Origin of the sequence: Pseudomonas sp. MNR3A (genome assembly GCF_009650575.1) — a bacterium.
Lineage (GTDB): Bacteria > Pseudomonadota > Gammaproteobacteria > Pseudomonadales > Pseudomonadaceae > Aquipseudomonas > Aquipseudomonas machongensis.
Map to the genome: position 1 here is coordinate 33080 of NZ_VZZS01000022.1, position 26545 is coordinate 59624.

General features: G+C 66.1%; 19 protein-coding genes. 4 read left to right on the plus strand and 15 right to left on the minus strand.

From position 1 onward, the window contains the following. Nucleotides 1–3: 3 nt before the first annotated feature. The 3 genes from F6X62_RS16150 to F6X62_RS16160 all read right to left on the minus strand — a co-directional run bounded on the left by F6X62_RS16150 (nucleotide 4) and on the right by F6X62_RS16160 (nucleotide 2761). A complete protein-coding gene (locus tag F6X62_RS16150; RefSeq protein WP_153774136.1) occupies nucleotides 4–243 on the minus strand; it encodes a DUF3077 domain-containing protein in 240 nt (79 codons plus the stop codon). 13 nt (nucleotides 244–256) lie between these two features. Then, nucleotides 257–505: a hypothetical protein gene (locus F6X62_RS16155; protein WP_153774137.1), complete on the minus strand. Its 249-nt coding sequence runs from the start codon at nucleotides 503–505 to the stop codon at nucleotides 257–259. Nucleotides 506–1168: 663 nt separating this feature from the next. Continuing rightward, entirely contained in the window at nucleotides 1169–2761 is a 1593-nt protein-coding gene (locus tag F6X62_RS16160) for an argininosuccinate lyase (RefSeq protein ID WP_153774138.1), read from the minus strand. Nucleotides 2762–3048: 287 nt separating this feature from the next. Here F6X62_RS16160 and F6X62_RS16165 point away from each other — a divergent pair, with 287 nt between their 5' ends. From F6X62_RS16165 to F6X62_RS16180, 4 genes are read left to right on the plus strand one after another with little or no spacing between them, the layout of a single operon-like run. Further along, nucleotides 3049–4065, plus strand: coding sequence for an alpha/beta fold hydrolase (locus F6X62_RS16165; RefSeq protein WP_153774139.1), 1017 nt, complete (start codon nucleotides 3049–3051; stop codon nucleotides 4063–4065). Nucleotides 4066–4106: 41 nt separating this feature from the next. Continuing rightward, nucleotides 4107–7139, plus strand: coding sequence for a porin (locus F6X62_RS16170; protein WP_153774140.1), 3033 nt, complete (start codon nucleotides 4107–4109; stop codon nucleotides 7137–7139). 10 nt (nucleotides 7140–7149) lie between these two features. Then, nucleotides 7150–10983, plus strand: coding sequence for a filamentous hemagglutinin N-terminal domain-containing protein (locus tag F6X62_RS16175; protein WP_153774141.1), 3834 nt, complete (start codon nucleotides 7150–7152; stop codon nucleotides 10981–10983). Nucleotides 10984–10991: 8 nt separating this feature from the next. Beyond that, on the plus strand, nucleotides 10992–12833 hold the full coding sequence (locus F6X62_RS16180) for a peptide transporter (protein WP_153774142.1): 1842 nt from the start codon (nucleotides 10992–10994) through the stop codon (nucleotides 12831–12833). A gap of 148 nt (nucleotides 12834–12981) precedes the next feature. Here F6X62_RS16180 and F6X62_RS16185 read toward each other — a convergent pair whose 3' ends face one another. The 12 genes from F6X62_RS16185 to F6X62_RS16240 form a co-directional block, all read right to left on the minus strand. After that, nucleotides 12982–14475: a CoA-acylating methylmalonate-semialdehyde dehydrogenase gene (locus F6X62_RS16185; protein WP_153774143.1), complete on the minus strand. Its 1494-nt coding sequence runs from the start codon at nucleotides 14473–14475 to the stop codon at nucleotides 12982–12984. Between the two features lie 4 nt (nucleotides 14476–14479). Next, nucleotides 14480–14839: a RidA family protein gene (locus tag F6X62_RS16190; protein WP_065861869.1), complete on the minus strand. Its 360-nt coding sequence runs from the start codon at nucleotides 14837–14839 to the stop codon at nucleotides 14480–14482. 184 nt (nucleotides 14840–15023) lie between these two features. Beyond that, a complete protein-coding gene (locus F6X62_RS16195) occupies nucleotides 15024–15815 on the minus strand; it encodes an IclR family transcriptional regulator (RefSeq protein ID WP_054894293.1) in 792 nt (263 codons plus the stop codon). Between the two features lie 89 nt (nucleotides 15816–15904). Further along, entirely contained in the window at nucleotides 15905–17074 is a 1170-nt protein-coding gene (locus F6X62_RS16200; protein WP_153774144.1) for an FAD-binding oxidoreductase, read from the minus strand. Continuing rightward, complete coding sequence (locus tag F6X62_RS16205; RefSeq protein WP_153774145.1) at nucleotides 17071–18534, minus strand: 2Fe-2S iron-sulfur cluster-binding protein; 1464 nt, start codon at nucleotides 18532–18534, stop codon at nucleotides 17071–17073. Before F6X62_RS16205 ends, F6X62_RS16200 begins: the two co-directional genes overlap by 4 nt. After that, a complete protein-coding gene (locus tag F6X62_RS16210) occupies nucleotides 18531–19352 on the minus strand; it encodes an ABC transporter permease (RefSeq protein WP_054894290.1) in 822 nt (273 codons plus the stop codon). The genes F6X62_RS16205 and F6X62_RS16210 overlap by 4 nt, the downstream gene beginning before the upstream one ends. 4 nt (nucleotides 19353–19356) lie before the next feature. Further along, the gene (locus F6X62_RS16215) at nucleotides 19357–20241 is read right to left on the minus strand and encodes an ABC transporter permease (RefSeq protein WP_153774146.1); all 885 of its coding nucleotides are present in this window, start codon (nucleotides 20239–20241) and stop codon (nucleotides 19357–19359) included. Then, a complete protein-coding gene (locus F6X62_RS16220; protein ID WP_063546196.1) occupies nucleotides 20238–21320 on the minus strand; it encodes an ABC transporter ATP-binding protein in 1083 nt (360 codons plus the stop codon). The genes F6X62_RS16215 and F6X62_RS16220 overlap by 4 nt, the downstream gene beginning before the upstream one ends. A 69-nt stretch (nucleotides 21321–21389) precedes the next feature. Further along, complete coding sequence (locus F6X62_RS16225; RefSeq protein ID WP_125931366.1) at nucleotides 21390–22421, minus strand: ABC transporter substrate-binding protein; 1032 nt, start codon at nucleotides 22419–22421, stop codon at nucleotides 21390–21392. Between the two features lie 50 nt (nucleotides 22422–22471). Next, nucleotides 22472–23500 carry an ABC transporter substrate-binding protein gene (locus F6X62_RS16230; protein ID WP_063546200.1) on the minus strand — a complete coding sequence of 343 codons (1029 nt, stop codon included), beginning with the start codon at nucleotides 23498–23500 and terminating at the stop codon, nucleotides 22472–22474. Nucleotides 23501–23614: 114 nt separating this feature from the next. Further along, nucleotides 23615–25045 carry a gamma-aminobutyraldehyde dehydrogenase gene (locus tag F6X62_RS16235; protein WP_371926310.1) on the minus strand — a complete coding sequence of 477 codons (1431 nt, stop codon included), beginning with the start codon at nucleotides 25043–25045 and terminating at the stop codon, nucleotides 23615–23617. A 12-nt stretch (nucleotides 25046–25057) separates the two neighbouring features. Further along, the gene (locus F6X62_RS16240) at nucleotides 25058–26407 is read right to left on the minus strand and encodes an FAD-binding oxidoreductase (RefSeq protein ID WP_153774147.1); all 1350 of its coding nucleotides are present in this window, start codon (nucleotides 26405–26407) and stop codon (nucleotides 25058–25060) included. Nucleotides 26408–26545 lie beyond the last annotated feature (138 nt).

The window sequence follows — 26545 nt, forward strand, 5'->3', positions numbered from 1 at the left end:
CAGTCAGACCTCCTGGTTTCTGGCCACCTCAAGGTCGTTCAGCAAAGCCTTGGCCATCGCGCTGAGATACCTCAATGCCGTCAGGGCAGCAGGGGCGATGTCCTCGTCACTGCCCTGGCTCAGATCGCGCACGCAACCGAGCAGCAACGACACTTCGTCGAATGCCTGATCCACGGGAATACCGGGTTGTACGCGGAACATCCCGAGGGCCGTGGCGATGCCTGGCGTGGTGTTTTCATTCATGGACAAACCTCCATCACATCCGTTTGAGGGCGTGTTCGATCAAGGCCCGCGCTGTTTCGGCGGCATGCGCGGCGTTGGCGAGCATGTTCAGACCGGGAGCACCGGCCATGAAGCGACAATGCTCGTCGAGGGTCTCGCTGACACCGCGCAACAGCTCGCTGGCGTGAGCCAGGGCGTCCGGGGGAATCAGGTCGGCGTGGATGGAGAAGTAGGGAGTATTGATGAGCTTGAGGCGGGGTGGATCGGGGACGATCTTTTTCATGGTGTTGCCCTGTGTTGAGTTGTCGAAAGCCGACTACTCCATCCCTCTCACAGGATAGGGTGGCAGCTGTGGTGGGGTGAGAGACCGGACCAACACAGAGCAAAAGCCGGCCAGGCATAAAGCCTGCCCACGCACAGCTGCCATAACAGCGTTGAACTGCAAATAGATGCGGGTTCTCACACCCTTCTCTTTCAAGGTGTTCGCATGTGATTGCGTGAGGGCTGACAGGTGCTTGCCTGAAGTTTTTCAGCGCCTGTGAGATCGAGCGCCGCCCGCGCGGCGCTTCGCGGGCAAGCCCGCTCCTACAGTTTGTTTCGGGCCAGTTATGCCTGTGCCATAGGCGCTCGACGCCTGGTGTATACGACTCGGTAACGCGCCGTGCGCCAAAGGGGGCGCGCGAAAATGCCACAGGATTCATTGGCCCGAAACAAACTGTAGGAGCGGGCTTGCCCGCGAAGCGCCGCGCGGGCGGCGCTCGATCTCATAGGCGCTGAAAAACTTTCGGCAAGCACCTGCCAGCCTCTACGCAAACACCTTGAACCCCCGCGAACACCGGCACAGCCGGTGCCATGCACCGCGGCGTGCTTTTCGCGGGCAAGCCCGCTCCCACAGGGGTCGGGCTGGCCTTTGGATTTTGAGCAGGCCAGTTTCTCCAAGGCGGCTTTACTGCCCCGCGAGCTTGTCGAACGCCTTGTCCAGCGCCGCATCGGCATCCACCAGCTTCTGCCGGTGCAGCTTCATCCAGTCCTGGTCCGCCGCCAGGCGCTTGCCCGCTTCCATCAGCATGCGCCGCACTTCGTTCGGCTGTGGCCCGCCAGTGCCCTGGCGACTCTCGACCATCGCCCGTGGCGACAGGCTGGCGCGGAAGGCGGCCTCGCTCAGCGGTAGCTGGTCGTCCTGCCATTTGTACTTCTTCGCCGCCTGGGTATAGAGCGTCTGGGCATCGGCGTAGGCGAAGTCCTTGGGCAGCGTGCCCTCGGCACGGGCCTTCTCGACGATCAGCGAGGCGAAGCTATGACCGATGCGGAACGGCACGTGGTGCTGGCGCTCCAGGGTGTCGGCCAGTTCCATCGATGTGGTCCAGTCGGCGTCCAGCTCCTCTTCGGCGCGGGCAGCGTTGATCTGCAGGGCATCGAGCACCAGGTCCATGCGTTCGAACATTTCGTTGGCCGACTTGAACAGCCCCAGGTCGTCGAACGCGGCCTTGTAGTCGGTCATGCCGGTGGTGACGTTATGCGCTCGCACGGTGGTGGCGTTGGCCAGACCGACCACATCGGAAGCCGACTCACGGGTGCGCATCAGCAGGCCTGGGTTGCGCTTCTGCGGCATGGCGCTGCTGGTGTAGGTCGAGCCCTCGTCGAGCAGCAGCCACGGGCGGGTCTGGTGGTACTGGGTGTGGATATCGCCAATGATCGCGCCCACGCGAATGGCCGACGACGAGGCAATGCTCGCAGCCTCCAGCGGAATGTCGTAGGTCGACACCTGGCTGGCATCCAGCGAGTTCTCACGCAGGCCATCGAAGCCCAAAAGCGTTGCCAGGCGCTCGCGGTTGAGCGGGTAACCGGAGTTGGCCAGCACCGCGGTGCCCATCGGGCTCAGGTTCAGGCGCGCATAGAGGTCGTGAATGCGCTGGGCATCGCGCTGGAACGACGCCTCATAGGCCAGCAGGTAGTGGGCGTAGCTGATCGGCATGGCCTGCACGCCGTTGGTGTAGGCCGGCACCAGAGTGTCGACGTTGACCGAGGCCAGCTTGAGCAGACGCTGGCGGGTGGCGTTCAGGGCGTCGCTGTAGTCCAGCACTTCGGCGCGCAGCGAGGCCAGGCGATAGGTGGCGTACATGTCCTGGCGGCTGCGCCCGGAGTGGATCAACGAAGCCTGCGGGCCAATCTTGTCGATCATCACCTGCTCGAGCTGCAACACATCGCTGGGGCGCTTGCCGTCGGGCTGCTTGGCCTGGTCGATGGCATAGCGCACGCCGCCGGCAATCACCTTGCCCTGGTCGGCTGGCACGATGCCCTGCTCGGTGAGCATGACGATGGAGGCCTTGTTGATGCGGTTGAGCCAGTCGAACTGGCTTTCCTGCTGGCCCCCCTTGAGCGCGGACTTGTCGACGGTGGCGCCGATCTTGCGCGCCTGCTCGGCGCATTCGGCGGTGGTCTTGCACGGCAGGTCGGCAGTGTTGGCGGCCTGGGCCGTGGCAGCGGCGAACAGGGCGTAGGCAATGGCCAGGTAGAGCGGGGTCTTTCTTGTTGTCATGGTTTCGGTTCCGCGAATGTGTCGCTCAGGAGGGGCGAACATGGCGGGATGCTAGCGGCGGGTTTGGAAGATTAAAAATATATTAAAAATATGCGACCAATATCTCTCTAGTATGGAGAGCGGCGATGGCAACTTGATACTTTCAAGATATCAAGACACTCGATTCAAGATATTTTATCTCGGCAAAAACCGCTGCTAGGATCGGCGCCATAACTCCAATCAAACCGGCCGATCCCCACACACCGCCACGGGATACGACCGGCACCGCACTCTTACGAGGTGGTTACATGCCGCATCACGTCCTGCGCACATTCGCCCGCTCCCTGCTGCTCCTGGCCGCCAGCCTGCTGGCCGTCCAGGCCGTCGCCGCCCCCCAGACCGTGCGCCTGGGCGACACTGCCCCCTACAACTTCCTTGCCTTCGCCAACAACGACCTGCAGCGTGCCAGCCTGCCCGTGCAGCGCGCCGTGGTGCTGCTGCATGGTGTGCGCCGCAACGCCGACGACTATTACGACAGCGGCGAAAAGCTGCTGGAAAACGCGGGTTTCAGCGCCAGCGACACCTTGCTGCTGGCGCCCAACTTCCTCACCCCCAGCGACCGCCGTGCCGGCGACGACATGCCGCTGTGGCCCAAGGACAAATGGATGCACGGCACCGAGTCGCAGACCGGGCGCGCCGGTATCGCCGGTTTCACCGTGCTCGACGACCTTCTCGCCTACCTAGGCAACCGCCAGCATTTCCCTGCATTGAAGGAAATCGTGCTCATCGGTCACTCCGCCGGTGGTCAGTTGATGCAGCGCTACACCCTGCTCGGCGACGGCGACCAACGCCTGCGCGCCAGCGGCATCCAGGTGCGCTACGTGGTGTCCAGCCCCTCGTCCTACCTCTACCTGGACGACAACCGCGTGCAGGACGGCGCCTTCAAGCCGGTGCTCACGGTCATGTGCCCAAGTTACAACCAGTACCGCTATGGCCTGGAGCGGGCGCCGGCGTACTTCACCCGCCAGGGCCTGAACGCCACCCAGGTGTTCCAGCGCTATGCCGCACGCAACCTGACCTACATGGTCGGCGAGCTCGACAACAAACCGGACGACCGAGTGATGGACCGCGCCTGTGGCGCTGCCATGCAGGGCGATACCCGTGTCGAGCGCCAGCTCAACTACCTGCGCTACGAAGCCTTCCTCGCGCAGAAATGGCACATCCCCATCGACCACCTGCAATTCCAGGTCAGCAAGGTCGGCCATAACGCCGCCCGCCTGTTTGCCGCGAAAAGCGTTGCCAGGACCCTGTTCCCGACCCGCTGACGCCGTTCGCACTTCCTACAAAAACAACAAAAGAATCTGCCATGACCCGGACTTATCTCGCCGCCTCCGTGCGCCGGGCGTTGCACCCGCGCGCCCTGACGTTCCTCACCGCCGCCGTGCTCGCCGGCCAGGCCCAGGGTGAAACCCTGCCCAGCGCCGGCTCACTGTTCGACACCAACCGCGACAGCTTGCGCCCGGCGCAACGCAGCCAGCAGCCCCAAGGCAGCGTGCGCATCGAGGCCGAGGACGATCAGCGCCAGGCCCAAGGCAATAATCCGCCGGGCCCCTCGTTCAGCTTCAAGGTCACGGCCTTCAAGCTCACCGGCAACCGCGAGATCAGCGAATCGCGCCTGCAACAGGAATTGCAGAACGACCTCGGCCGCGAACTCGACCTCAACGGCTTGCGTGCCGCCGCCGACCGCATCACCGCGCTGTACCGCAGCCGCGGTTACCTGGTGGCCCGCGCCTACCTGCCGCCGCAGGAAATCGAAGGCGGCGTGGTCACCCTCGAGGTGCGTGAGGGCAAGGTCGGCACGGTGCGCACCGAGCCGGGGCCGGGTGTGCGCCTGAATGCCGGCATGCAGCAGCGTTTCGTCGACGCACTGCCCAGCGGCAGCGTGATTCGCGAGCAGGACATGGAGCGCGTACTGCTGCGCCTCTCCGATATTGCCGGTGTTTCCGTGCGCGCGGTTCTGCAACCCTCGCGCCAGCCGGGCGCTGCCGATATCGTGCTGAAGTTGAGCGAGATGACTGCCTGGACCGGCCGGGTCAGTTTCGACAACTACGGCAACTACTACACCGGCAGCAACCGGATGAGCACCAACGTCAGCCTCAACGACGCCTTCGGCTTCGGCGAAAGTCTGTACTTCAACAACCAGGCCAGCTTCGAGGGCCTGGATATCAAGGGCGTGGGCATGCGCTTGCCGCTGGGTGCCAGCGGCATCAGCCTCGGCGCCAGCTACGCCGAGATGGACTACAGCATCGGCAAGGGCCTGAAGACCGCCAACGCCAGCGGCAGCGCCGAGGTTTCGGCACTGTTCGTTGATGCCTCGCTGCTGCGCAGCCGCGACGCCAACATCGGCCTGAACCTGGCCCAGGAACACCGTTACTTCGACGACGCCGCTGGCGCCTTCGAGGTGCGCAAGAGCGCCGTGTTCCGCGGCCTGACCCTGTACGGCGACTGGCGTGACGGCTGGGCCGGCAGCAACCGCTGGAGCCTGGGCTATGGCTTCGGCCACCTGGACAAAAACACCCCGCTCGACGCAGCCCTCGACGCGCTGACCGCCGAGGCCGCCGGCACCTACCACAAGGGCACCCTGTCGTTCAGCCGCCTGCAGGCGCTCGGCGGTGGTTACTCGCTGTATGCCGCCATCAGCGGTCAGTGGGCTGACAAGAACCTCGACAGCTCGGAGAAATTCACCCTCGGCGGCCCCAACGGTGTGCGCGCCTACGGGGTCGGCGAAGCGGCCGGTGACGAAGGCCTGCTCGGCCGGGTCGAGCTGCGCAAGTACCTGGGCAACATCCATGGCGCCATCGCCGAAGGTGCGCTGTTCGCCGATGCGGGGCGGGTGAAGGTCAACAAGAAGCCCTGGGACGACAGCGAGAACAGCCTCAGCCGCCACGGCTACGGCGTGGGCCTGAACATCTATCACCGCGACCTGGTGATGAACGCCAGCCTGGCCTTCTCCAACGGCGACGATCCGACCAGCGACGAGCGCGACGCCAAGCGTTTCTGGCTCTCGGTCAGTGGCTCGCCGCAGGCCTTCGCGGGCCTGGCCAAAGACCTCGGCACCCGCGAGGACTTTCGTGACAAGAGCACCGAGCTGACCCTCTACGGCTCGCTGGGCCTGGTGCCCGAGTACGTCGATCGGCGCGACTCGACCCGCGCCGCCCCCGCCGACCAGAGCAAACTGGCCACGCCCAACGGGCGCAACATGAACAGCTACCTGCGTGCCCGCGACAACGTTTCCTATGTCGGTGCCCGTGCCGGTATCCCGATCAGCGACACCTCGCGCTTCCTGTGGCAGCTCGAATACGGCATCTCGGTCAACTACACGCTGTCGGGCGACGAAACCGCGCCCAAGTCGATTTCGCCCAACACCCGCCTGCGCAACTCCGCCGTGGCCTTCGACGACGACCGCTACGGCACCCTGCTCTACGGGGTCTGGGACATGCCGCTCAAGGAGAGCACCACCAGCCTCGATCCGTTCAACGGCAAGACCGCTGGCGCCTACTACAACATCATCGGCTCGCCGGGCTTCAACGTCAGCATGGCCAGCAACGTCAACGGCCCGGCCAGCAGGGCCGACAGCAGCGAAAGCTCCGATGCCGCGTTCAACCGGCGCCAGTCCGGCATGGTCGCCTGGTGGTCGCCGGAGTGGAACGGCCTGACGCTCAAGCTGGCCTACTCCAACAACGGCACCCGCGCCGCCGAAGACGTCGACAACGGCTACCTCTATGGCGGCAGCCTGACCTACCAGAACGGTGGCTTCACTGCGGTGGCTGCGGCCGAGCGCCATGTCGACTATTTCGGCATCGCCAGCCTTGGCCGCAACTCGCGTGGGGTCGGCAGCAACACCCATGTCACCGACGGCACCTCGTCCAACGACTACAGCTACCGCCTGGGCCTGGGCTACCAGATCGGCAATACCCAGCTGTCGCTGGTGGCCGACGAACTGCACTACGCCGAGGACGGCGTGGTGAACAACAGCCTCAACGTCAGCGACCTGTCCGATTACAAGCGCCGCGCCTACATGCTCGGCGTCAGCCACCGCCTCGGCGCCTGGCGCCTGCGTGCCAGCTACGCCCGCGCCCTGGCCGGCGATTGCAAGATGATCTCGGCGGCCGGTTATCAGTGCGATACCAGTGGCATGGGTGCACGCCAGTACGCCCTGGGCGTGGGTTATCGCCTGAGCCGCAACAGCGAGATTTTCGCCCACTACGTGCTGCTGCAGAACGAATCGCTGGCCAACTACAACTTCGCCGTGGTCGGCGCCTTTGCCGCCAGCGGCTACTCGCCGGGCGTGGGCACCACGATCAACGCCATCGGCACCGGCTTCAACTATTCGTTCTGAGGAGACGACCATGCACGCCACCCTTTCCCGTCGTCGCCAACGACCGACACTCAAACCCCTGGCCCTCGCGGTACTTTGCGCCGTGCACGGCCTGATGCCGCAGCACGCCATGGCGCTGGACGCAGGCGCCCTGCCAACGAACGGCCAGATCACCTCCGGCAGCGGCGGCATCAGCCAGGCCGGCAATGTGCTGGACGTGACCCAGAACAGCCAGCAGTTGATCGCCACCTGGGAGCGCTTCAACATCGGCAAGGACGCCCAGGTCAACTTCCACCAGCCCAACGCCTCGGCGGTCGCACTGAACCGGGTGACCGCCAGCGATGCCTCGCAGATCCTCGGCCAGCTCAACGCCAACGGCCAGGTGTACCTGATCAACCCCAGCGGCGTGCTGTTCGGCAACGGTGCGTCGGTCAATGTCGGCGGCCTGGTCGCCAGTACCCTGGATATCAACGACGACGACTTCAAGGCCGGTCGCCTGCGCTTCCAGGGTGACGGCCAGCGCGGCGCGGTGATCAACCAGGGCACCCTGCGCGCCGCCGACGGTGGCAGCGTTGCCCTGCTCGGCGGAGAGGTGCGCAACGAAGGCGCGGTGATCGCGCGGATGGGCTCGGTGGTGCTCGGCGGCGGCGAGAAGATTACCCTCGACTACAACGGCGACGGCCTGATCAACCTGCAGGTCGATGAAGCGGCAGTCGGTGCCAGCGTCGCCAACCGCGGCCTGCTGCAGGCCGATGGCGGCACCGTGCTGATGAGCGCGCGCACCAGCGATGCAATGGTCGGCAGCGTGGTCAACAACGAAGGCGTGATCGAGGCGCGCAGCCTGCAACAGCGCAACGGCCGGATCGTCCTGGACGGCGGCGACAATGGCGTGGTCGCCAACAGCGGGGTGATCGACGCCTCCGGCCGTGGCGCAGGCGAGCATGGCGGCAACGTGACCCTGACCGGCGAATACGTCGGCCTGTTCGAGCAAGGCCGCATCGATGCCTCCGGCAGCACCGGCGGTGGCACCGTGCTGCTGGGCGGCGACTACCAGGGCAGCGGCCCGCTGCACCAGGCCACGGCGACCTACATGGGCGAGAATGCGCGTATCGAGGCCAACGCACTGGGCGACGGCGACGGTGGCAAGGTCATCCTCTGGTCGCGTGACAGCACCCGCTTCGAAGGGGTGATCAGCGCCACGGGCGCCGGCGCCGGCAAGGGCGGCCTGGTCGAGACCTCCGGCAACGCGCTGGACGTCACCGGCCTGGTCAACCTGGCCGCAGCGTCCGGCCAGGGCGGCACCTGGCTGCTCGATCCGTTCAACATCAACATCACCAGCGGCGCCAGCAATGGCACCTCCAGCAGCAGCCCGTTCACCCCCAACGCCGGGCGCAGCTCCAACCTCAGCTCGGCGACGCTCAACGCTTCGCTCAGCGAAGGCGCCAATATCATCGTGCAGACCTCTTCCGGGGCGGGCACCTCCGGTGACATCAACGTCCTGGACAACGTCAAGGCCCGAGGCAATGCCAGCCTGACGCTGATCGCCCACCGCAACGTCAACATGAACGGCACCAGCATCAGCAACGCCGACGGCAAGTCGCTGAACGTCTCGATGCTGTCGAACTTCAACAACAGCGGCAACGGCTCCATCGCCCTGAACAACGCCACCATCAACACCAACGGCGGCAAGCTCACCCTCGGCAGCGCGGCCGACCCGGTCAACGGCTACGCCAGCACCAACGTCAGCAACGGCACGGGCGTGGCCATCAGCAACGGCACGCGGATCACCACCAACGGCGGCGACATCAGCCTCCGTGGCGCGACCTCGAGCACCCTGGCATCAGGCGCCAGCGCCACGGCGGTGAACATCTCCGGCAGTACCCTGGATGCCGGTGGCGGCAACATAAACATCATTGCCCGCCAGGCCAGCACCAGCGGCACAGGCGATGCCTTCATCCTCACCGGCGGCAGCAACCTGCTCACCGACGGCGCAGGTTCGATCGCCATCAGCGCCGACAACCTCGGCGGCGGCAACGGCGCGCGGGTGTTCAGTACCAGCAACAACATCGCCGCTCGCGGCACGGGCAATGTCACCCTCAGCGGCAATGCCGTTTCAGGTTTCGGCGTGCTGGTCTGCTCCACCGCCGCAGGCTCCACGCAGAATCTTTCGGTGGGCAGCGGTACGCTTACGCTCAAGGGCAGCAGCGCCAGCAACCGCGGCCTGTATGTGGCCGCCTCCGGCACCGGCGCGGTCAACCTGCGCGGCGATAACGGCGGGCGCATCGTGCTCGGTGGCGACAGCGGTGGCAGCTATGGCACCGCGCTCAACGTCACCGGCGCCAGCGCCTCGATCAACCTGACAAGCGCTGGCGACATCACCGTCGAAGGCAACACCACCGGCGGCAGCACCCCGGCCCTGGCGCTGATCGCGGCGGGCAACGGCAACGCCAACACACCAGGTTCACGCATCAACATCGCCAGCAGCGCCGGCGATGTGCGGCTCAAGGCCGACAACGCGGTGATCAACACCGGCTCCGGTTCGTTCCGCGCGCTCTACCTGGATGCCAGCGGCGACTACTCGAACATCCGCGTCAACAGCGCCAGCGGCAACCTGGTACTGGAAGGCACCAGCGCCTCGGGGCGCGGCGTCGACATCGCGCCATCCGGCCGGGGCGCCGCCATCGACCTGGGCAGCGACAGCGGCGATGTGCTGATCAGCGGCACCAGCAGCAACAGCTGGGGCGGCTACGGCATCTTCCTCAACTCCACGGGCAGCTCGCGCGGCGTAGCCATCACCACAGGGACTGGCAACATCACCCTGCGTGGCGACTCGGTCGGCACCTCCGATGCCATCGCCCTGGGCGGCAGCGGCACCGCCTCGACCAACCGCATCAGTTCCAACGGCGGCAACATCCTGCTCGACGGCCACTTCCACTCGCCCAACAACGACGAACTGGACCACGGTATCGCCCTGCTCAGTGTCACCAACATCATCCAGACCACCGGCTCCGGCAATGTCAGCCTGGTCGGCCGCGCTACCGCCGCAGGTGATGCCATCGACTTCTACAGCAGCGGCATCAACCGCCTGAGCGTCGAGAACGGCACCCTCAGCCTCGACGGTCGCGCGGTCGCTGCCCATGGCATCAGCATGCTCACCGGACAGACCGACCTGCGCGCCACCGGCAGCGGCTCGATCAGCCTCCAGGGCTATTCGCAGCAGGCCAACGGCATCCACTTCTACCCCTCGAGCGCCAGCAGCTCGGTCACCATCGCCACCCAGGATGGCGCCATCAGCCTGAACGGGCGCAGCGACGGCGGCGCCAACGGCAACGGCGTGTTCCTGCGCACCGGGCCCAATGGTGTGATGATCCAGTCGGCAGGTGGCGATATCAGCCTGAGCGGCACCGGCAGCAACGGCGCCACCGGCATCACCTTCAACGGCTCGGGCAGCGGTGCCAACAGCCTGATCGCCGCTGGCCACGGCAACCTGACCCTTACCGCCCGCAGCGACAGTGGCACGGCGCTGAACTTCGCCAGCGGGAGCAACCTGCTACAGGTCGACGACGGTGTGCTGCTGATCGATGCCGACAGCGACAGCGGCGCCTATATCGTCCACGGCAGCGACAGCACCACCCTCACCGCCAACGGCGGCGCGGTGGTGCAGCGCCTGGGCGGGCTGGTCAACGCCACGCTGCTCGAGCGCAGCAGCGCCGATGTGCGGGGCTACCAGCAAAAACAGATGGCCAACGCCAACTGGAGCCAGGTGCTCTACCCTGACTACCGGCAAACGCCGTTGCAGCCGCAGCTCGACCAGATCCACCTGGACCTGGCCCTGCTCGGCGACGACACGCTCGCGCAAGACTGAGGCCCACCATGAACCAGACCCCGTTCGCGCTGGAACACTTCGAACAGCTCTGCTACACGCGCCAGCACGAGGAGGCGGCGCGCGAGCTGGTGCGCCTGCTGCTGATCATCGACCGCCACTACGGCAAGCTGTCCGGGGAGTTCAGGCTGTCGGTGTCGCCGGCAGTGCCCGAGGACGAACTCGAAGCCCACGTGCTGACGCGCCTGACCTGCGCGATCAGCGCGCTGTTCAGCGATCCGCAGTTCCAGATCAGCCCCGGTGGCTTCGACCAGCTGATCAACTTCCAGCGCTGGCTGTCGGCGCTGTTCGCCGCCAGCGCCTTCATCAACGCCGACCACATCCTGCGCACCCTCAACCTGCACGGCCAGGACAGCCAGCGCTTCGAAGTGGCGCCGGAACAACGGGTGAAGTTCTGCATCCTCTACTCGCCGGAGTCGCAGCTGCCGCTGGATGTGGAACTGTTGTGGACGCAGAACCCGCAACTGGCGATGGCGCTGTTCATGGCCCTGCTGTCGCCGCGTTTTCTCGGCACGCCTGCGGCGCACTCCAAGCGCGAGGCGCTGCTGGCCTGGCTACCCGAGCGGCTGGACAGCCTCGACAGCCTCGATCAGTTGCCGCTGGCGATCATCCACGACGTGTACATGCACTGCAGCTACGCCGACCTGCCGCAGCGCCACCGCATCAAGCGTTCGATCTGCCGCCTGATCGAGCGCAAGCTGGACGCCGAAGGCATCGCCTCGCTGTCTGCGCCAGCCAGCACGCGCCAAGGCAAGCCGCGCATGCTGGTGGTGCTGGAATGGTTTTCCGGTGCTCATTCGATCTACCGCACCCACTCGCGCACCCTGGAAGCGGCCCGTGAGCATTTCGAGCTGTGGGCAGTCGGCTATGCCAACAATGTCGACGAACTGGGGCGCAAGGTGTTCGACCGCTTCATCGAACTCAAGGCCCCGGACGACCTGCTCGCCTGCGTGCGCCAGGTGCGCAGCCTCGCCGAACAAGCGCGCCCGCAGGTGCTGTACATGCCCAGTGTCGGCATGTTCCCGCTCACCCTGTTCGTCGCCAACCTGCGCCTGGCGCCGTTGCAGGTGGCCGCGCTCGGGCACCCGGCGACCACCGGCTCGCGGCATGTGGACTACATCAGTGTCGAGGAGGACTTCGTCGGCGACCCTGCGTGCTTCAGCGAGCGCCTGCTGCTGTTGCCCAGCGACGGCCAGCCGTACCGCCCCTCGGCGATCGAGGTCAGGCTCGGAGCCCGCGAACGCCTCGAAAGCCCCGAGGTGGCCATTGCCGTGGCGGCCACCACCATGAAGCTCAACCCGAGATTTCTCCAGGCCTGCCAGCAGATCGTCGAGCGCAGCCGCGAGCGCCATGGCCGCCGCGTGCGCCTGCACTTTCTCATCGGCCAGGCGCAGGGGTTGCTCTATCCGCAGCTGCAGCGCCTGATCCGCCGCTATGTCCCGGATGCCGTAGTGCACCCACACCAGCCTTATGCGCAGTACCTGGACACCTTCGACCGTTGCGACCTGTTCCTCAGTCCGTTTCCGTTCGGCAACACCAACGGCATCATCGACGCCTTCACCTTGGGGTTGCCGGGGGTGTGCAAGACCGGGCCGGAGGTGTTCGAGCATATCGACGAGGGGTTGTTCAGGCGGGCGGGGTTGCCTGGGTGGACCATTACCGCGACGGTGGAGCAGTACATCGAGGCGGCAGTGCGCATGGTGAGCGAGCCGGCGCAGCGTGGCGCGCTGTATGCGCATCTGGGGAGTGGAAAGCCGTTACAGCGGTTGTTCGAGGGCAGGCCGGAGATTTTTGCCGAGCATTTGCTGGCGTTGCTGGCGTGCCGTAGCTGAGTTTTGTGGTGGCCTGACCAGCGCTTTCGCGGGCAAGCCCGCTCCTACATGAGCTGCCCCCAAAAATGGACGGGTGTCCAACATTTGAGGGGCTGCTCATAAATCTGTAGGAGCGGGCTTGCCCGCGAAAGCGCCAGTCAGATCATCCTCAAAGGCTAGGGAACGCGAACTGCGACGCCTCGTGGCTCTTGCGCTGAGGCCAGCGCTGGGTAATCGCCTTGCGTCGGGTATAGAAGCGCACGCCATCCGGCCCGTAGGCATGCAGGTCGCCAAACAGCGAGCGCTTCCAGCCACCAAAGCTGTGGTAGCTCACCGGCACCGGCAACGGCACGTTCACACCCACCATGCCTACTTCGATCTCGTCGCAGAACAGCCGCGCAGCTTCGCCGTCGCGGGTGAAGATGCAGGTGCCATTGCCGTATTCGTGATCGTTGATCAGTTGCATGGCCTGCTCCAGGCTCTGCACGCGCACCACGCACAGCACCGGCCCGAAGATCTCCTCCTGGTAGATGCGCATCTGCGGCGTCACCCGGTCGAACAAGGTACCGCCAACGAAGTAGCCGTTCTCGTTGCCCGCCACCGAGAAACCGCGACCATCGACCACCAGCTCGGCCCCTGCCGCGACACCGTCGTCGATATAGCCCAGCACCTTGTCGCGTGCGGCCGCCGTCACCAGAGGGCCCATGTCCAGGCCGCACTGGGTGCCGGCACCGATCTTCAGCGCCTTGATCTGCGGTTGCAGCTTGGCAATCAGCGCATCGGCGACCTGGTCGCCCACGCACACCGCCACCGAGATCGCCATGCAGCGCTCGCCGCACGAACCATAGGCCGCGCCCATCAGCGCGTTGACTGCATTGTCCAGCTCGGCATCGGGCATCAGCACCGCATGGTTCTTCGCCCCGCCCAACGCCTGCACGCGTTTGCCGCGCTTGGTGCCTTCGGCATAGATGTATTCGGCGATTGGCGTCGAGCCGACGAAGCTCAGGGCCTTGACTTCCGGTGCTTCGATCAGCGCATCCACCGCTTCCTTGTCACCATGCACCACGTTGAGGATGCCCTTGGGCAGGCCAGCCTCATGCAGCAGTTGGGCGATGAACAGGGTCGAGCTCGGATCGCGCTCCGAGGGTTTGAGGATGAAGGCGTTGCCGCAGACGATGGCCAGTGGGTACATCCACAGCGGCACCATCGCAGGGAAGTTGAACGGGGTAATCCCGGCCACCACACCCAGCGGCTGGAAGTCGGACCAAGCGTCGATGTTCGGCCCGACATTGCGGCTGTACTCGCCCTTGAGAATTTCGGGCGCAGCACAGGCGAACTCGACGTTCTCGATACCGCGCTTCAACTCGCCGGCGGCATCCTCGATGGTCTTGCCGTGCTCTTCGCTGATCATCTGCGAAATGCGCGCCTCGTTCTGCTCCAGCAGTTGCTTGAAGCGGAACATCACCTGCGCGCGCTTGGCCGGTGGCGTGTTACGCCAGGCCGGGAACGCGGCCTTGGCCGAATCGATGGCCGCCTGCACGGTGGCACGGTTGGCCAGTTCGAGTTGATGGATGACCTGGCCGGTGGCGGGGTTGAACACCTCGGCAATGCGCCCGCCGCTGGCGACCGATTCGCCGTGGATCAGATGCTTGATCGTCGCCATGACCTCACTCCTTGACCGCGGCCTGAACGGCGATTTCAACGAGGATGTTCTCGGCGGCAAGGTTGGCCTCGACGGTAGCGCGGGCCGGCAGTGCATCCTTCGGTACCCAGGCGTCCCAGGCGGCGTTCATTTCGGCGAAGTCCTGCACCGCGTGCTTGAGCCACACCTGGGCGAAGAGAATGTGCGACTTGTCGGAACCGGCCTCGGCCAGCAGCTCGTCGATGCGCGCCAGCACCTGGGCGGTCTGGCCACGCACGTCCTGGCTACGGTCGGCCGGGACTTGGCCGGTGACATAGACGATGCCGTTGTGCACGAGGGCGTGGCTGAGGCGGTTGTTGTTGGGCTGGAAACGTTGGATGGACATGGGGACTCCAGGTTATTTCGGACAAACGGGGGCCGTCACGCATACGGGGGTGCGTTGGCATGGGTGGAGTTGCTGCGAGGCCCATCGCGGGGCAAGCCCGCTCCTACCGACAAAAGCTGTTCGTGTGGGAGCGGGCTTGTCCCGCGATCGGGGCGCGCAGCGACCCCGGTTTACGGGGTATCGATCAGGTCAAGGGGCGCAGGCTGCGCACGGCACTGGCAATCGAACGCGCGGTGTTGATCACCTTCGGCGCCAGGTCCTTCCTGGCTTCCTCCAGGCTCCAGCGCCCGAGCGGCACGGCGACGTTGACAGCGCCCAGCGGGTAGCCATCGGCATTGACCACCGCCGCCGCCACGCTGATGTCACCGACGTAGTACTGCTCGCTGGCGAAGGCATGGCCGTCCTTGCGCGCATTGGCGATGATCTCGCGCAGGCGCTCGCGGTCGGTCACGGTGCTGGAGGTGTGCGCGATCAGCTGCGAGGCATCGAGGATGGCCTCGCTCTCGCGCTCCGGCAGCGCCGCCAGGTAGGCACGGCCGGCGGCGGTGCAGTACATCGGCAGGTGACGGCCCAGTGGCACGTGGATCGGGATCTGCTTGTGGCTGGGGAAGCGCGCCACATAGAGCATGTCCATGCCGCAGGGCTCGAGCAGGTTGCAGCTCTCGCCGGTGTCGCGGTTGAGCTCGTGCAGGTAGGGGTTGGCGCGCTCGACCAGCTCGCTGGTCTGCAGGTAGCCCGAGCCCAGGTCGAGCGAGCGCGGGGTCAGGCGATAGCGCTTGGTCACGGCATCCTTGGCCAGATAGCCGAGGGTTTCGAGGGTGTACACCGAGCGCTGCACCGTGCTCTTGTTCAGGCCCGTGGCTTCGGCCAGCTCGACCAGGTTCATGCTCGGCCGGCCACTGCGAAACGCAGTGACGACCGCCAGCCCCTTGGACAGGGCGGTGACGAACAGGGGCGATTCTTCAGCGGCGCTCATGGCGTTCGATCCTTTTTTGACAGCTCTGAGGGAGGCAACCCGGACGGCCGACTCGGCCGCCGCGAAAGGATGCTCCCATTCACGGTTGTTCATTCGAAATGACTCAGCACGATGCCCGGCTCGACCACCGGACGCCCTTGTACGAAGCGCTCGACAGCGAAGGGTTTCATGCGTTCGTCCACCGTCCCTTCGACGATGGCCCTGGCCAGCAGCTCGCCGGCCGCCGGCGCCCCGGCATGGCCGTAGCACCAGCCGGCACTGACGTACAGCCCCGGCAAGGCGGGATGCGCCCCCAGCAATGGCCCGAAATCGGGCGAAATGTGGACCAGCCCGGCCCACTGGCGAAGGATACGCGCCTGGCCCAGTTGCGGGAACATCTCCATGTAGGCCTTGGCGGTCGCCGCCATCACCGGGACGTCGGCATTGAGGGTGTCCTGCGGGCGCTCGGCCACCTCGGCGCCGCCCACCACCTCGCCACGGGCGGTCTGGTGCATGTAGCAAAGCCGGTCGAGCAGGGCCACGGCCGGGCCGATCAGCGGGCGAGTCGGCTCCAGGGCCATGGCTTCGAGGCGCATCGGGTAACCCTCCAGCGGCACGCCGGCCATCTGCGCCAGGGCATTGCTGTTGGCGCCACCGGCCAGCACCACGACGTCGGCATCGATGCGTTGCTCCCCTACCCGCACGCCGCTGACGCGGCCCGCGCTGCGGTCGATGGCCGCGACCGGCGTGCGATAGCGCAGGGTCACGCCCAGGCGCTCGCAGGCCTTGTGATAGGCATGCATCGCCGCATGGTGCGGTGCCACGCCGCTGCCCGGCAGGTGCAGGGCGGCGCTGACCCGTTCGTGGGCCAGGGCCGGCAGCACCCTGCGCAACTGTGCCGGGTCGAGCAGCTGCGAATCAATGCCGCATTCGCGGTGCACTTCGCGGGTACGGTGCAGCAGTTCGGCGGTGGCCGTGCGCTCGCCGATCATGCTGTAGCCGCGCATCGAGTACATGACGTTCTCGCCCAGGCGCCGCGACAGGCCATGCCAGAGCTGGTTGGAGTAGGCAAAGAAGCGCGTCCACTCCACCGAGCTGAAGGCACCGCGGATCAGGGTGCCGTTGCGCCCCGACGCACCGCCCTGCCAGTAGCCGGCATCCAGCACGAGGATGTCGCGTACGCCGCGCTCGGCCAGGTTGAACGCCAGCGACAGGCCTTGGATGCCGGCGCCGACGATGAGGATGCTGCAGCGCTTGGGCAGCGGGGCATTCAGGTTCATTGCAGAGGCTCCACGACGTCGCAAAGACCGGCGGCCTGGGCCACGGTCAGGGCCCGGCGCGGCGGGCGCAGGGTCGGTCGGGCCAGTTGCAGCACGGGCACGCCGAGACGCCCGGCGACGTAGGCTCGCAGCGAGTCCCAGCACGGTTGGCCCTGGCAGGGGCCCATGCCGCAGGAGGTCAGGCGCTTGATCACCTCCAGGTCGTCGATGCCTTGTTCCAGTAATTCATCGACCTCGCGCCCGGATACGTCGAAGCACGGACACAGCAACACGGCAGCATCCTGCGCGGGGGCCAGCGCCGGGTCCGGTTCGGCGGCGCTGCCTGCGCGGCGTAGCGAAGAACGCGAACCGACCAGTTGCAGACGCCCACTGGCCGAGGCCTGGAAGCTCAGGCTGTCGTCGAACAGCCCGGGGCCGGCCAGCACCAGCGCATCGCAGGGCTGCAGGCGCTCGAGTTGTACAGCCCTGACCCGGTTGTGCCCAATGATCCGTTGCAGCTCACTGACCTCGGCCACGGCCACCACCTGCACCCCCAACTGGCGCAGGCGGTTGGCCAAGGCCTGCTGTTGCCCGTCGCCAAGCACGACCACCGATTTGCCCGGCGCAATGCGGCGGTCGCTGGCCAGTGCCAGGGCCGTGCGCGCATCCATCACCCCGGGCAGCCAGGCACCGGCGACCAAGGTCGGCACCACCCTGCGCCCGGTGGCCAGGATCACCTCGCCGGCCTCCAGCGCCACGGCGCCGCGTGCAGAATCGATCGGTGCGCCGAGCAGCAGCCGACCTTCACGGTAGGCACCGAACACCTCCACCCCGAACAGGCAGCGCACCCGCGGATCGAGCGTCGGCAGCGCAGCACCGGCTTGCCGAGCATAGCGCGCGGGCGACTCGCCACGGGACACCAGCAGCACCTCGCGCCCCTCCTGCACAGCCCGGTTGGCCGCTGCGCAGCCAGCAGGCCCGGCACCGATCACCAACACCTCGGCTTGCAGCCGCTGGCCTGGCGGAGGTGGGCCGGCGAAGCCCTGGTCGGCGGGCTCGGCCACCCCGGCCAGGAACGCCAGCAACGCCTCCCAGTGCTGGAACAGTCGGCCGCCACTGGGCACCAGGTTGCTCTGTTCGAAACCGCCCTTGATCCAGCCGGACGGCACCAGCCGCGCCAGGCGCAGCAGGTCGAAGCGTGGGCTCGGCCAGCTGTTCTGCCGGCTGACCTGCATGCCCTCGCGCACCAGGCACTGGTCCAGGCGCACGTTGGGTACGCCATCGACACGCGCCAGCACGCCCGTGGTGTAGAGCCCCGAGAGGCCCATGGGCCGGTGCGCCTTGCGCGTCCATGCCAGGCCGCGAATGCCGTTGGCCAGCAGTGCCTGGGCGACGCTGTCGCCAGCCAGGGCCTGCAGGCGGCGGCCGTTCCAGCTGAAGTTCAGCGGCGCGCCACTGGCGCCTGGCAGGCGCAGGCTCATGACTCGCTCCGGCGCTGGGCGCGACGCTGCGCAGTGAGGCTCACCGCCAGCATGATGATCGACAACAGCGTCATCAAGGTGGCGACCACGGCGATCAACGGGTCGATCTCCGAACGCAGCGAGCTGAACATGCGCTTGGTCAGGGTGGCACTGTCGCCGCCGCTGATGAACAGCGAGATCACCGCCTCATCCAGCGACACGGCGAATGCCAGCATGGCCGCAGACACCACCGAGAAGCGGATCTGCGGCAGGGTCACGTCGAAGAATGCACGCAGGCGGCTGGCGCCAAGAATGCAGGCGGCGTGTTCCTGGGTCATGTCGTAGCTCTTGAGCCCGGCGCCGACGTTGATGATCACGTAGGGCAGTGCCAACAACGTGTGCGCCAGCACCAGCCCCGGAATGCTGTTGTTCAGGTCGAGCCGCGCATAGACGAAGAACAGGCCGATGGCGATGAAGATCGACGGTACGATCATCGGCGCCATCATCAACCCGCGCAGCACACCCAGGTAGCGTTGCTGGCTGTTGTGCAGGGCGTAGGCCGCCGCGGTGCCCAGGGTGGTGGCCAGGATCATGGTCAGGGTCGCGGTGATCAGCGAGATGCGCGTAGCGCTCTGCCACTCGATCGAGGCGAAATAGCTGAAGAACGGCTGCAGGCTCAGCGACTTGGGCGGAAAGCTCAGGTAGCGCGCATCCGACAGCGACATCGGCAGCACGATCAGGGTTGGCGTCAGCAGGAACACCATGATCGCCAGCACCAGCAAGTACAGCCAGGCGCGGCGGGCGGCCAGGCCCAGCCAGTGGTTCAGGGGTCGGTTCATGGCTTCACTCGCTACGCCGGCCCAGGCCGGCGATCTTCTTGACGATGAACAGGATCAGCAGGGTGGCCACCAGCAGCACCACGCCCAGCGACGAGGCAGCGCCCCAGTTGGCGTACATCGACACATCGCTCTCGATGCGCATCGACAGCATCTGCACCTTGCCGCCACCGAGCAGCGCCGGGGTCACGTAGAAGCCCAGGCTGAGCACGAACACCAAGGTCGCGCCCGCAGCCAGGCCCGGCAGCGACAGCGGCAGGAACACATCGCGAAACGCTCGCACCGGCGATGCGCCGAAGGTCGAGGCGGCCTGCAGGTACAGCGGGTTGATGCTCTTCATCGCCGCATACAACGGCAGCACCATGTACGGCAGCATGATGTGGGTCATGCCGATCACCGTGCCGGTGAGGTTGTGCACCAGCGCCAGCGGCGTGTCGACGATGCCCAGCGAGGTCAACACGTCGTTGACCAGGCCGCGCCGCTGCAGCAGCACCAGCCAGGCGTAGGTGCGCACCAGCAGCGAGGTCCACAGCGAGATCAGCAGCAGCGCCATCGCCAGGCCCGCCAGGCGGCGCGGTGCGTGGACCATGAAGTAGGCGTAGGGGTAGCCGAGCAACACGCAGACCACGGTGACGATCAGGGCGATCTTGAAGGTCTGGGTGAACGCCAGCACGTAGATCGGTTGCAGCAGGCGCGTGTAGTTCTCGGCGCTGAGGTTGCCGTCGGCATCGAACAGTGACAGGCCGAACAGCCAGCCGATCGGCAGCACGAAGGTCACCAGCACCAACAGCAGCGCGGGCAGCATTGGAGAGAGCAGGAACCAGCCGTGGCGCTTGCCCGCGCGTTGCAGGGCCTGGCCATGCAGCGCGCCTTGCAGGTTGAGCGCAGTCATGCCGAGTCCCCCACGATCAGGCTGTCCTGCGGGTGCAGGCCGAGGACCACGCGATCGCCACGCGTTGGCAGGCGGTCACCGGAGGAGCTGCGCGAGGGGCGGCGGATCGACACCTGCGTGCCTTCGCCCAGGTCCACTTGCAGCAACTGGCTTTCGCCCTGGTAGATGACGTCGTGGACCTGCCCACGGAACAGGTTCAGGCCCTGCTGGCCGTCATCGACGAAGCGCAGTTTCTCGGGGCGCAGGAGGATGCTCGGGTTGTTCAGGCAGCCTTCGCTGAACACCGCCTGCAACGGCTGGTCACGGAACCACGCCCTGCCCTCGCGCATGGCCACCGGCAGGAACGACGACTCGCCGACGAACTCGGCGATGAAGCGGTTGGCCGGGCGTTCATAGAGGCTCTCGGGGGTGTCGATCTGCTGGATCCGGCCTTGGCTCATCACCGCGATGCGGTCGGACATGGTCAGTGCCTCGCGCTGGTCGTGGGTGACGTAGACCACGGTCATGCCCAGGCGCTCGTGCAGGCGGCGGATCTCCAGCTGCATGGTTTCGCGCAGGCGTTTGTCCAGCGCCGACAGCGGCTCGTCCATCAGCAGGATCTTCGGCTCGAAGACGATCGCCCGGGCCAGGGCGATACGCTGGCGCTGACCACCGGACATCTCGTCGATGCGCCGCCCGACCAGCTTGTCCAGTTCGACCATCTCCAGCGCCTCGCCGACCCGCTTGCGGATCTCGTCACGGCTGTAGCCGCGCAGCTTCAGCGGGTAGGCGACGTTCTGGAACACGTTCATGTGCGGGAACAGTGCGTAGTTCTGGAACATCATGCCCAGGTCGCGCTTGTGCGGCGGCTCGAACACCATTTCCCGCCCGCCGAAGCGGATGCTGCCGGCGTCCGGGCGCACGAAGCCGGCCAGGGCCATCAGCAAGGTGGTCTTGCCCGAACCGGACGAGCCCAGCAGCGACAGGAACTCGCCACTGCGGATGTTCAGGGAGACGTCATCGAGCGCGGCAAAACTGCCGTAGGTCTTGGTGACATGCTCGATGTCGATGGAGGTCGAGAGCTTCGTATCTTCAGACATGGTCAGACTCGGGGCCGCAAGCGGCACGGAACACGGGTTATGACGCGGGCCAGCACGACCCGCCTCGTCCTAGTGGGCGATGAACAACTCGAAACGCTGCTGCACCGCCTGCTGGTTCTGCACCCACCAATGCGGGTCGATCTTCGCCACCTTGGCAATGTTCTGCGGCGAGGTCGGCAGACGGCTGGCCTGCTCGGCGCTGATCAGGCCGATCTCGTAGGCGCGGCTGTTGACCGGCGCGTAGGGGATCAAGGTCGCCAGCGTCGCCTGGCTGGTCGGCTGCATGATCTGGTTGATCACGCGCATGGCCAGGTCCTTGTTCTGCGCACCGCGCGGCACGATCAGGCAGTCGTAGCTGAGGATGGCGCCATCGAAACTGTAGTCGACCGCATCGTCGGACTTGGCCACCTCGGCCACGCGCCCGTTCCAGATCGCCAGGAAGTCCACCTCGCGGCTGCGCAGCAATTGCGCCGAATCGGCACCGGCGCTCCACCAGTTGACGACCTGCGGCTTGATCCGCTCCAGGGCCTTGAACGCGCGGTCGATGTCCAGGGGATACAGCTGCGCCGGGGCCACGCCATCGCCGATCAGCGCGGCCTCCAACGTTTGCCAGGGCTTGGTGTACATGGCCCGTGCGCCTTTGACGTTGGGGTCGAAGAACGCCTGCCAGGTCTGAGCCACCGGCTTGCCGGTGTCTTTGGCCCAGGCCACCACCGAGGCGTAGGCATGGCTGGCGATCCAGTTGTTGCCGACCACGGCCGGGTCGATGTCACGGGTGTCGATCAGGCTTTTGTCCAGCGGTTCGGACAACCCTTCTTTCTCGGCCTGCACGCAGTCGGTGATGCCCAGCTCGACCAGGTCCCACTTCGGCTTGCCCGACATCACCTGGGCGCGTACGGCGGCCAGGCCGTTCATGTTGTCTTCGCGGATGGCAATGTTCAGCGCCTTGGCGGCAGGTTCCAGGTACGCCTTGCGCTCGGCGTCCTGCAGGGCGCCACCCCAGCCGGCGAAGGTGATACCGCCGTCGGCATGTGCCGTGGCAGCGAACAGCGCGCTGGCCAGCAGGCTGAACGCAGCGCCTTTGATCATGTGTTTGTGCATGTGCTTTTCTCCAGGTGCGCGCCCGTTCGCAGCGGGCGCGGAAAGGTCGATCAGTTCTGGATGAACAGGTCGAAACGTTGCTGGAGTTCGGCCTGGCGACCTTGCCACCAGGCCGGGTCGAAGAAAGCCACCTTGTCGACGTTGGCAGGTGCCGTGGGCAGCTTGCTGGCCAGCTCCGCCGGGATGATGCCGGTGTCGAAGGCTTTGCTGTTGACCGGCGGATTGGGGATCAGCGTGGCAAGCATGGCCTGGCTTTGCGGCGACATGATCTGCGCGATCAGCTTCATGGCCTGGGCCTTGTTCGGCGCGCCCTTGGGCACTACTACGCAGTCATAGTCGAGCAGCGCCTTGTCGTAGGTGTAGTCCACCGGCTGGCCGGCCTTCTTCAGGTCTTCGACACGCGAGGCCCAGATGGCCAGGAAATCCACCTCATGGCTGCGCAGCAGCTGCGCAGAGTCGGTGCCGCTGCTCCACCAGTTGACCACCTGCGGCTTGATCCGCTCGAGCACCTTGAAGGCGCGCTCGACGTCCAGCGGGTAAAGATCCTTGGGCGCCACGCCGTCGGCCAGCAGGGCCACTTCGAGCGTGGTGAATGGGTTGCGGTACAGGGCGCGCGGCCCCTTCACGGACGGATCGAAGAAGTCTTTCCAGGTCTGGGCCTTGGCGGCACCGCCTTCGGTGCTCCAGGCCAGGACCGTCGAATAGGCGTGGCTGGCGATCCAGTTCTTGCCGTAGAACCTGGGGTCGACGCCCTCGGTCTTGATGACCGAGAAGTCCAGCGGCTCGGTCAGGCCTTCCTTCTCGGCCACCATGCAGTCGTTGGAGGCCAGCTCAACCACATCCCACTTGGGCTTGCCGGACATCACCTGGGCGCGTACCGCCGCCAGGCCGTCCATGTTGTCTTCCTTGACGGCGATGCCCAGGTTCTTCGCCGCGGGCTCCAGGTAAGCCTTGCGTTCGGCGTCCTGCAAGGCGCCACCCCAGCCGGCGAAGGTCACGCTTTCGGCCGCGTGGGCCTGCCAGGTGCACAGCCCCAGCAATACCGCCACGGTGCCTGCACGCCATTCGAATCGTTTCATGTTCAACCCCTGCATTTGTTGTAGTTAGACAGTTGGCGAAACGTCTGGACATCCAGTCCTGCAGTCATCCCTGCTTGTTGTTGTGTTCTTGTGTTCTTGTGTAGTTGCCCGGCCTCAGCCGATGTCGATCATGATGTGCCGCACGCTGGTGTAATCCTCCAGACCGTACAGGCTCAGGTCCTTGCCGTAGCCCGACTGGCGCAGCCCGCCATGGGGCATCTCGGTGGCCAGGGTCATGTGCTGGTTGACCCAGACACAACCGTACTGCAGTTGGCTGGCGGTGCGCATGGCCTTCTTCACATCGCGCGTCCATACCGAGGCCGACAGGCCGTATTCGCTTTCGTTGGCCCAAGCCAGCACCTGCTCTTCATCGTCGAACGCCGTGACCGACACCACAGGCCCGAACACTTCCTTCTGCACGATCTCGTCGTCCTGGCGCACACCGGCGATGACGGTCGGCTGAAAGAAAAAGCCCGGGCCATCGACAACCTTGCCGCCGACCAGCACTTCGCTGTGCGCCAGCGCCGCGGCACGCTCGACGAAGCCCTGCACGCGCTCTTGCTGGCGACGGCTGATCAGCGGGCCGAAGTCGCTGGCCGGATCTTCCGGGTGCCCGGTACGCAGGGTCGAGACCTCGGCAGCCAGTTGTTCGAGGAACTGCTCGCGCACCGACTCGGCGACGTACACGCGGCAGGCTGCGGTGCAGTCCTGCCCAGCGTTGTAGTAACCCCCGGTACGCATCATGCGCACTGCAGCCGGGATGTCGGCATCGGCGAACACCAGCACCGGCGCCTTGCCGCCCAGCTCCAGGTGGGTGCGCTTGAGGTTGCCTGCAGCGGCGCGGACCACGGCCTGCCCGGTGGCGATGTCGCCGGTGACCGAGACCATACGCACCTTGGGATGGGCGCTGAGCTGCGCGCCGAGGGTGGCACCGCGCCCGGAGAGAATGTTGACCACCCCGCGCGGGAAGATCTCGGCACACAGCCGCGCCAGGTACAGGGCGCTCAGTGGCGTCAGCTCGGACGGTTTGAACACCACGGTGTTGCCGGCGGCCAGGGCCGGGGCCAGCTTCCAGGCGGCCATCAGCAGCGGGTAGTTCCACGGCGCGATCAGCCCGACCACGCCGAGCGGGTCGCGACGGATCATGCTGGTGCTGCCGGCGACGTATTCACCGGCGGCGCTGCCCGGCAGGCAACGCGCAGCCCCGGCGAAGAAGCGGAACACATCAGCGACCGCCGGCACTTCGTGGCCAATCGCCTTTTGCAGCGGCTTGCCGCAGTTCTGGCTTTCCAGGGTGCCGAGCGCCTGGGCGTCGGCTTCGATGCGCTCGGCCAGCTTGAGCAGCAGGTAGCCGCGCTGGCGCGGTGGCGTGCGCGCCCAACCGGTGAAGGCACGCTCGGCGGCATCGACGGCGGCATCCAACTGGGCCGGCGAGGCATCGGCCAGCACATGCAGCACACGCTCGTCGGCTGGCGCCAGTATCGGCGACTCGTCGCCCTGCCCGCGCACCAGCTCACCGTCGATAAGGTACTCGCTATAGATCATGACGCTCTCCAGTTAGACGGACGCGCGCTCGGCGTCCTTGAAGCGATACCAGGCGTAGGCCATGCGCTGGCCGACACGCAGGAAGGATTGGAACGGGAACGGCTTGGGCGCCTGGTGCAGGAACGGCACCGGTGTGGGCCGGGCTTCACCGCAGGCCATCTGCGCCAGGCGTTTGCCGGTCTGCAGCGAGAACGACACGCCACTGCCGGCATAGCCGCCGCCGGTGTAGGCATTGGCCACGCCCTGGATCGGGTAGCAGTGCGGCAGCGAGTTGTTGGTCACCGCGACCCAGCCGCCCCAGTTGTAATCCACGTCGATGCCCTGCAGCGCGGGGAACTTGCGACACAGCGCAGCCAGCAGGCGTTCGCGGTGCAGCGGGTTTTCCGCGTCGCGGCCATTCACCGCGCTGCGACCGCCGAAGAGAATGCGATCGTCCGGCAGGCGGCGGTAATAGAACAGCAGGTTGCGGGTGTCGAACATGCAGTCGGCACCCGGCAGGCTGGCCTGCTTCTCTGCGGCGCTCATCGGCCGGGTGACGATGATCTGCGAATGCACCGGCAGGATCCGCCCGGTCAGTGCCGGGTGCAGTTGCCGCGAGGTGTAGCCGTTGGTGGCAACCACCACCTTGCGCGCGGTGATCACTCCGCCTGGCGTGACCAGGCGATGGCCCTGCGCGCTGCTGGTCCAGGCGGTCACCGGCGAGCCGGTGTGCACTCGCGCGCCAGCCTCGCGGGCCATGCGCTGTACGCCCCAGGCCAGTTTCAGCGGATGCATGCTGAAACCGTCGGGCATGTGCAGTGCACCGAACGACTCGGCACCCGCGTGTACCGCCTGCAGGTCGGCGGCTTCGACGAAGCGGGCCGGGTAGTCGAGCAGGTCGTTGTACAGGCCCATTTCGCGCTTGAGCGACTCGACGTGAATGGCCTTGCTGGCAACCTTGTACACGCCATCCGGCTGCACGTCGCAGTCGATGTTGCCGTCGCGGATCAGGCCGCGGGTGGTGTCCAGCGCCTGGCGCATCTCGTTGAAGTACTGGCGCGCGGTGTCGGCGCCGTAGCGCTCGATCAGTGCAGCCAGCGGTACGCGGCCACCGGAAATGCGCGCGAAGCTGCCATTGCGTCCGCTGCAACCCCAGGCAGTCTGGTTCGCCTCCAGCACCACCGCCCGCACCCCGTGCTCGCGGGCCAGGTGCAGCGCGCAGCTGAGGCCGGTGTAGCCAGCACCGATGATCGCCACTTCGACGTCTTCGTTGCCACGCACCGGGCCATCGTCGGCGACCGGCGAACCTGCGGTATCGGCCCAGTAGGACGGCGCATGGGGCTGGGCCCGGCCTGGGTTCGCATCAACCAATGGATCGTACAATTCAAGCCTCACGTATCGCTGTGCGATATTTATTGTTCGATTTAATGGTTAAGCTAATAGTGATTTTGATATTCGTCAATTGATAATTTGACGAATGGTGATAGCGCCGCTGCACCTGTGGGAGCGAGCAACAGGCCG

Excerpts from the sequence above, each read along its gene's own strand:
- F6X62_RS16195 (WP_054894293.1), bottom strand. The coding sequence starts at position 15,815 with ATGAGCGCCGCTGAAGAATCGCCCCTGTTCGTCACCGCCCTGTCCAAG.
- F6X62_RS16200 (WP_153774144.1), bottom strand. The coding sequence starts at position 17,074 with ATGAACCTGAATGCCCCGCTGCCCAAGCGCTGCAGCATCCTCATCGTC.
- F6X62_RS16205 (WP_153774145.1), bottom strand. The coding sequence starts at position 18,534 with ATGAGCCTGCGCCTGCCAGGCGCCAGTGGCGCGCCGCTGAACTTCAGC.
- F6X62_RS16215 (WP_153774146.1), bottom strand. The coding sequence starts at position 20,241 with ATGACTGCGCTCAACCTGCAAGGCGCGCTGCATGGCCAGGCCCTGCAA.
- F6X62_RS16235 (WP_371926310.1), bottom strand. The coding sequence starts at position 25,045 with ATGATCTATAGCGAGTACCTTATCGACGGTGAGCTGGTGCGCGGGCAG.
- F6X62_RS16230 (WP_063546200.1), bottom strand. The coding sequence starts at position 23,500 with ATGAAACGATTCGAATGGCGTGCAGGCACCGTGGCGGTATTGCTGGGG.
- F6X62_RS16175 (WP_153774141.1), top strand. The coding sequence starts at position 7,150 with ATGCACGCCACCCTTTCCCGTCGTCGCCAACGACCGACACTCAAACCC.
- F6X62_RS16160 (WP_153774138.1), bottom strand. The coding sequence starts at position 2,761 with ATGACAACAAGAAAGACCCCGCTCTACCTGGCCATTGCCTACGCCCTG.
- F6X62_RS16220 (WP_063546196.1), bottom strand. The coding sequence starts at position 21,320 with ATGTCTGAAGATACGAAGCTCTCGACCTCCATCGACATCGAGCATGTC.
- F6X62_RS16165 (WP_153774139.1), top strand. The coding sequence starts at position 3,049 with ATGCCGCATCACGTCCTGCGCACATTCGCCCGCTCCCTGCTGCTCCTG.
- F6X62_RS16155 (WP_153774137.1), bottom strand. The coding sequence starts at position 505 with ATGAAAAAGATCGTCCCCGATCCACCCCGCCTCAAGCTCATCAATACT.
- F6X62_RS16170 (WP_153774140.1), top strand. The coding sequence starts at position 4,107 with ATGACCCGGACTTATCTCGCCGCCTCCGTGCGCCGGGCGTTGCACCCG.
- F6X62_RS16210 (WP_054894290.1), bottom strand. The coding sequence starts at position 19,352 with ATGAACCGACCCCTGAACCACTGGCTGGGCCTGGCCGCCCGCCGCGCC.
- F6X62_RS16185 (WP_153774143.1), bottom strand. The coding sequence starts at position 14,475 with ATGGCGACGATCAAGCATCTGATCCACGGCGAATCGGTCGCCAGCGGC.
- F6X62_RS16190 (WP_065861869.1), bottom strand. The coding sequence starts at position 14,839 with ATGTCCATCCAACGTTTCCAGCCCAACAACAACCGCCTCAGCCACGCC.
- F6X62_RS16150 (WP_153774136.1), bottom strand. The coding sequence starts at position 243 with ATGAATGAAAACACCACGCCAGGCATCGCCACGGCCCTCGGGATGTTC.
- F6X62_RS16180 (WP_153774142.1), top strand. The coding sequence starts at position 10,992 with ATGAACCAGACCCCGTTCGCGCTGGAACACTTCGAACAGCTCTGCTAC.
- F6X62_RS16225 (WP_125931366.1), bottom strand. The coding sequence starts at position 22,421 with ATGCACAAACACATGATCAAAGGCGCTGCGTTCAGCCTGCTGGCCAGC.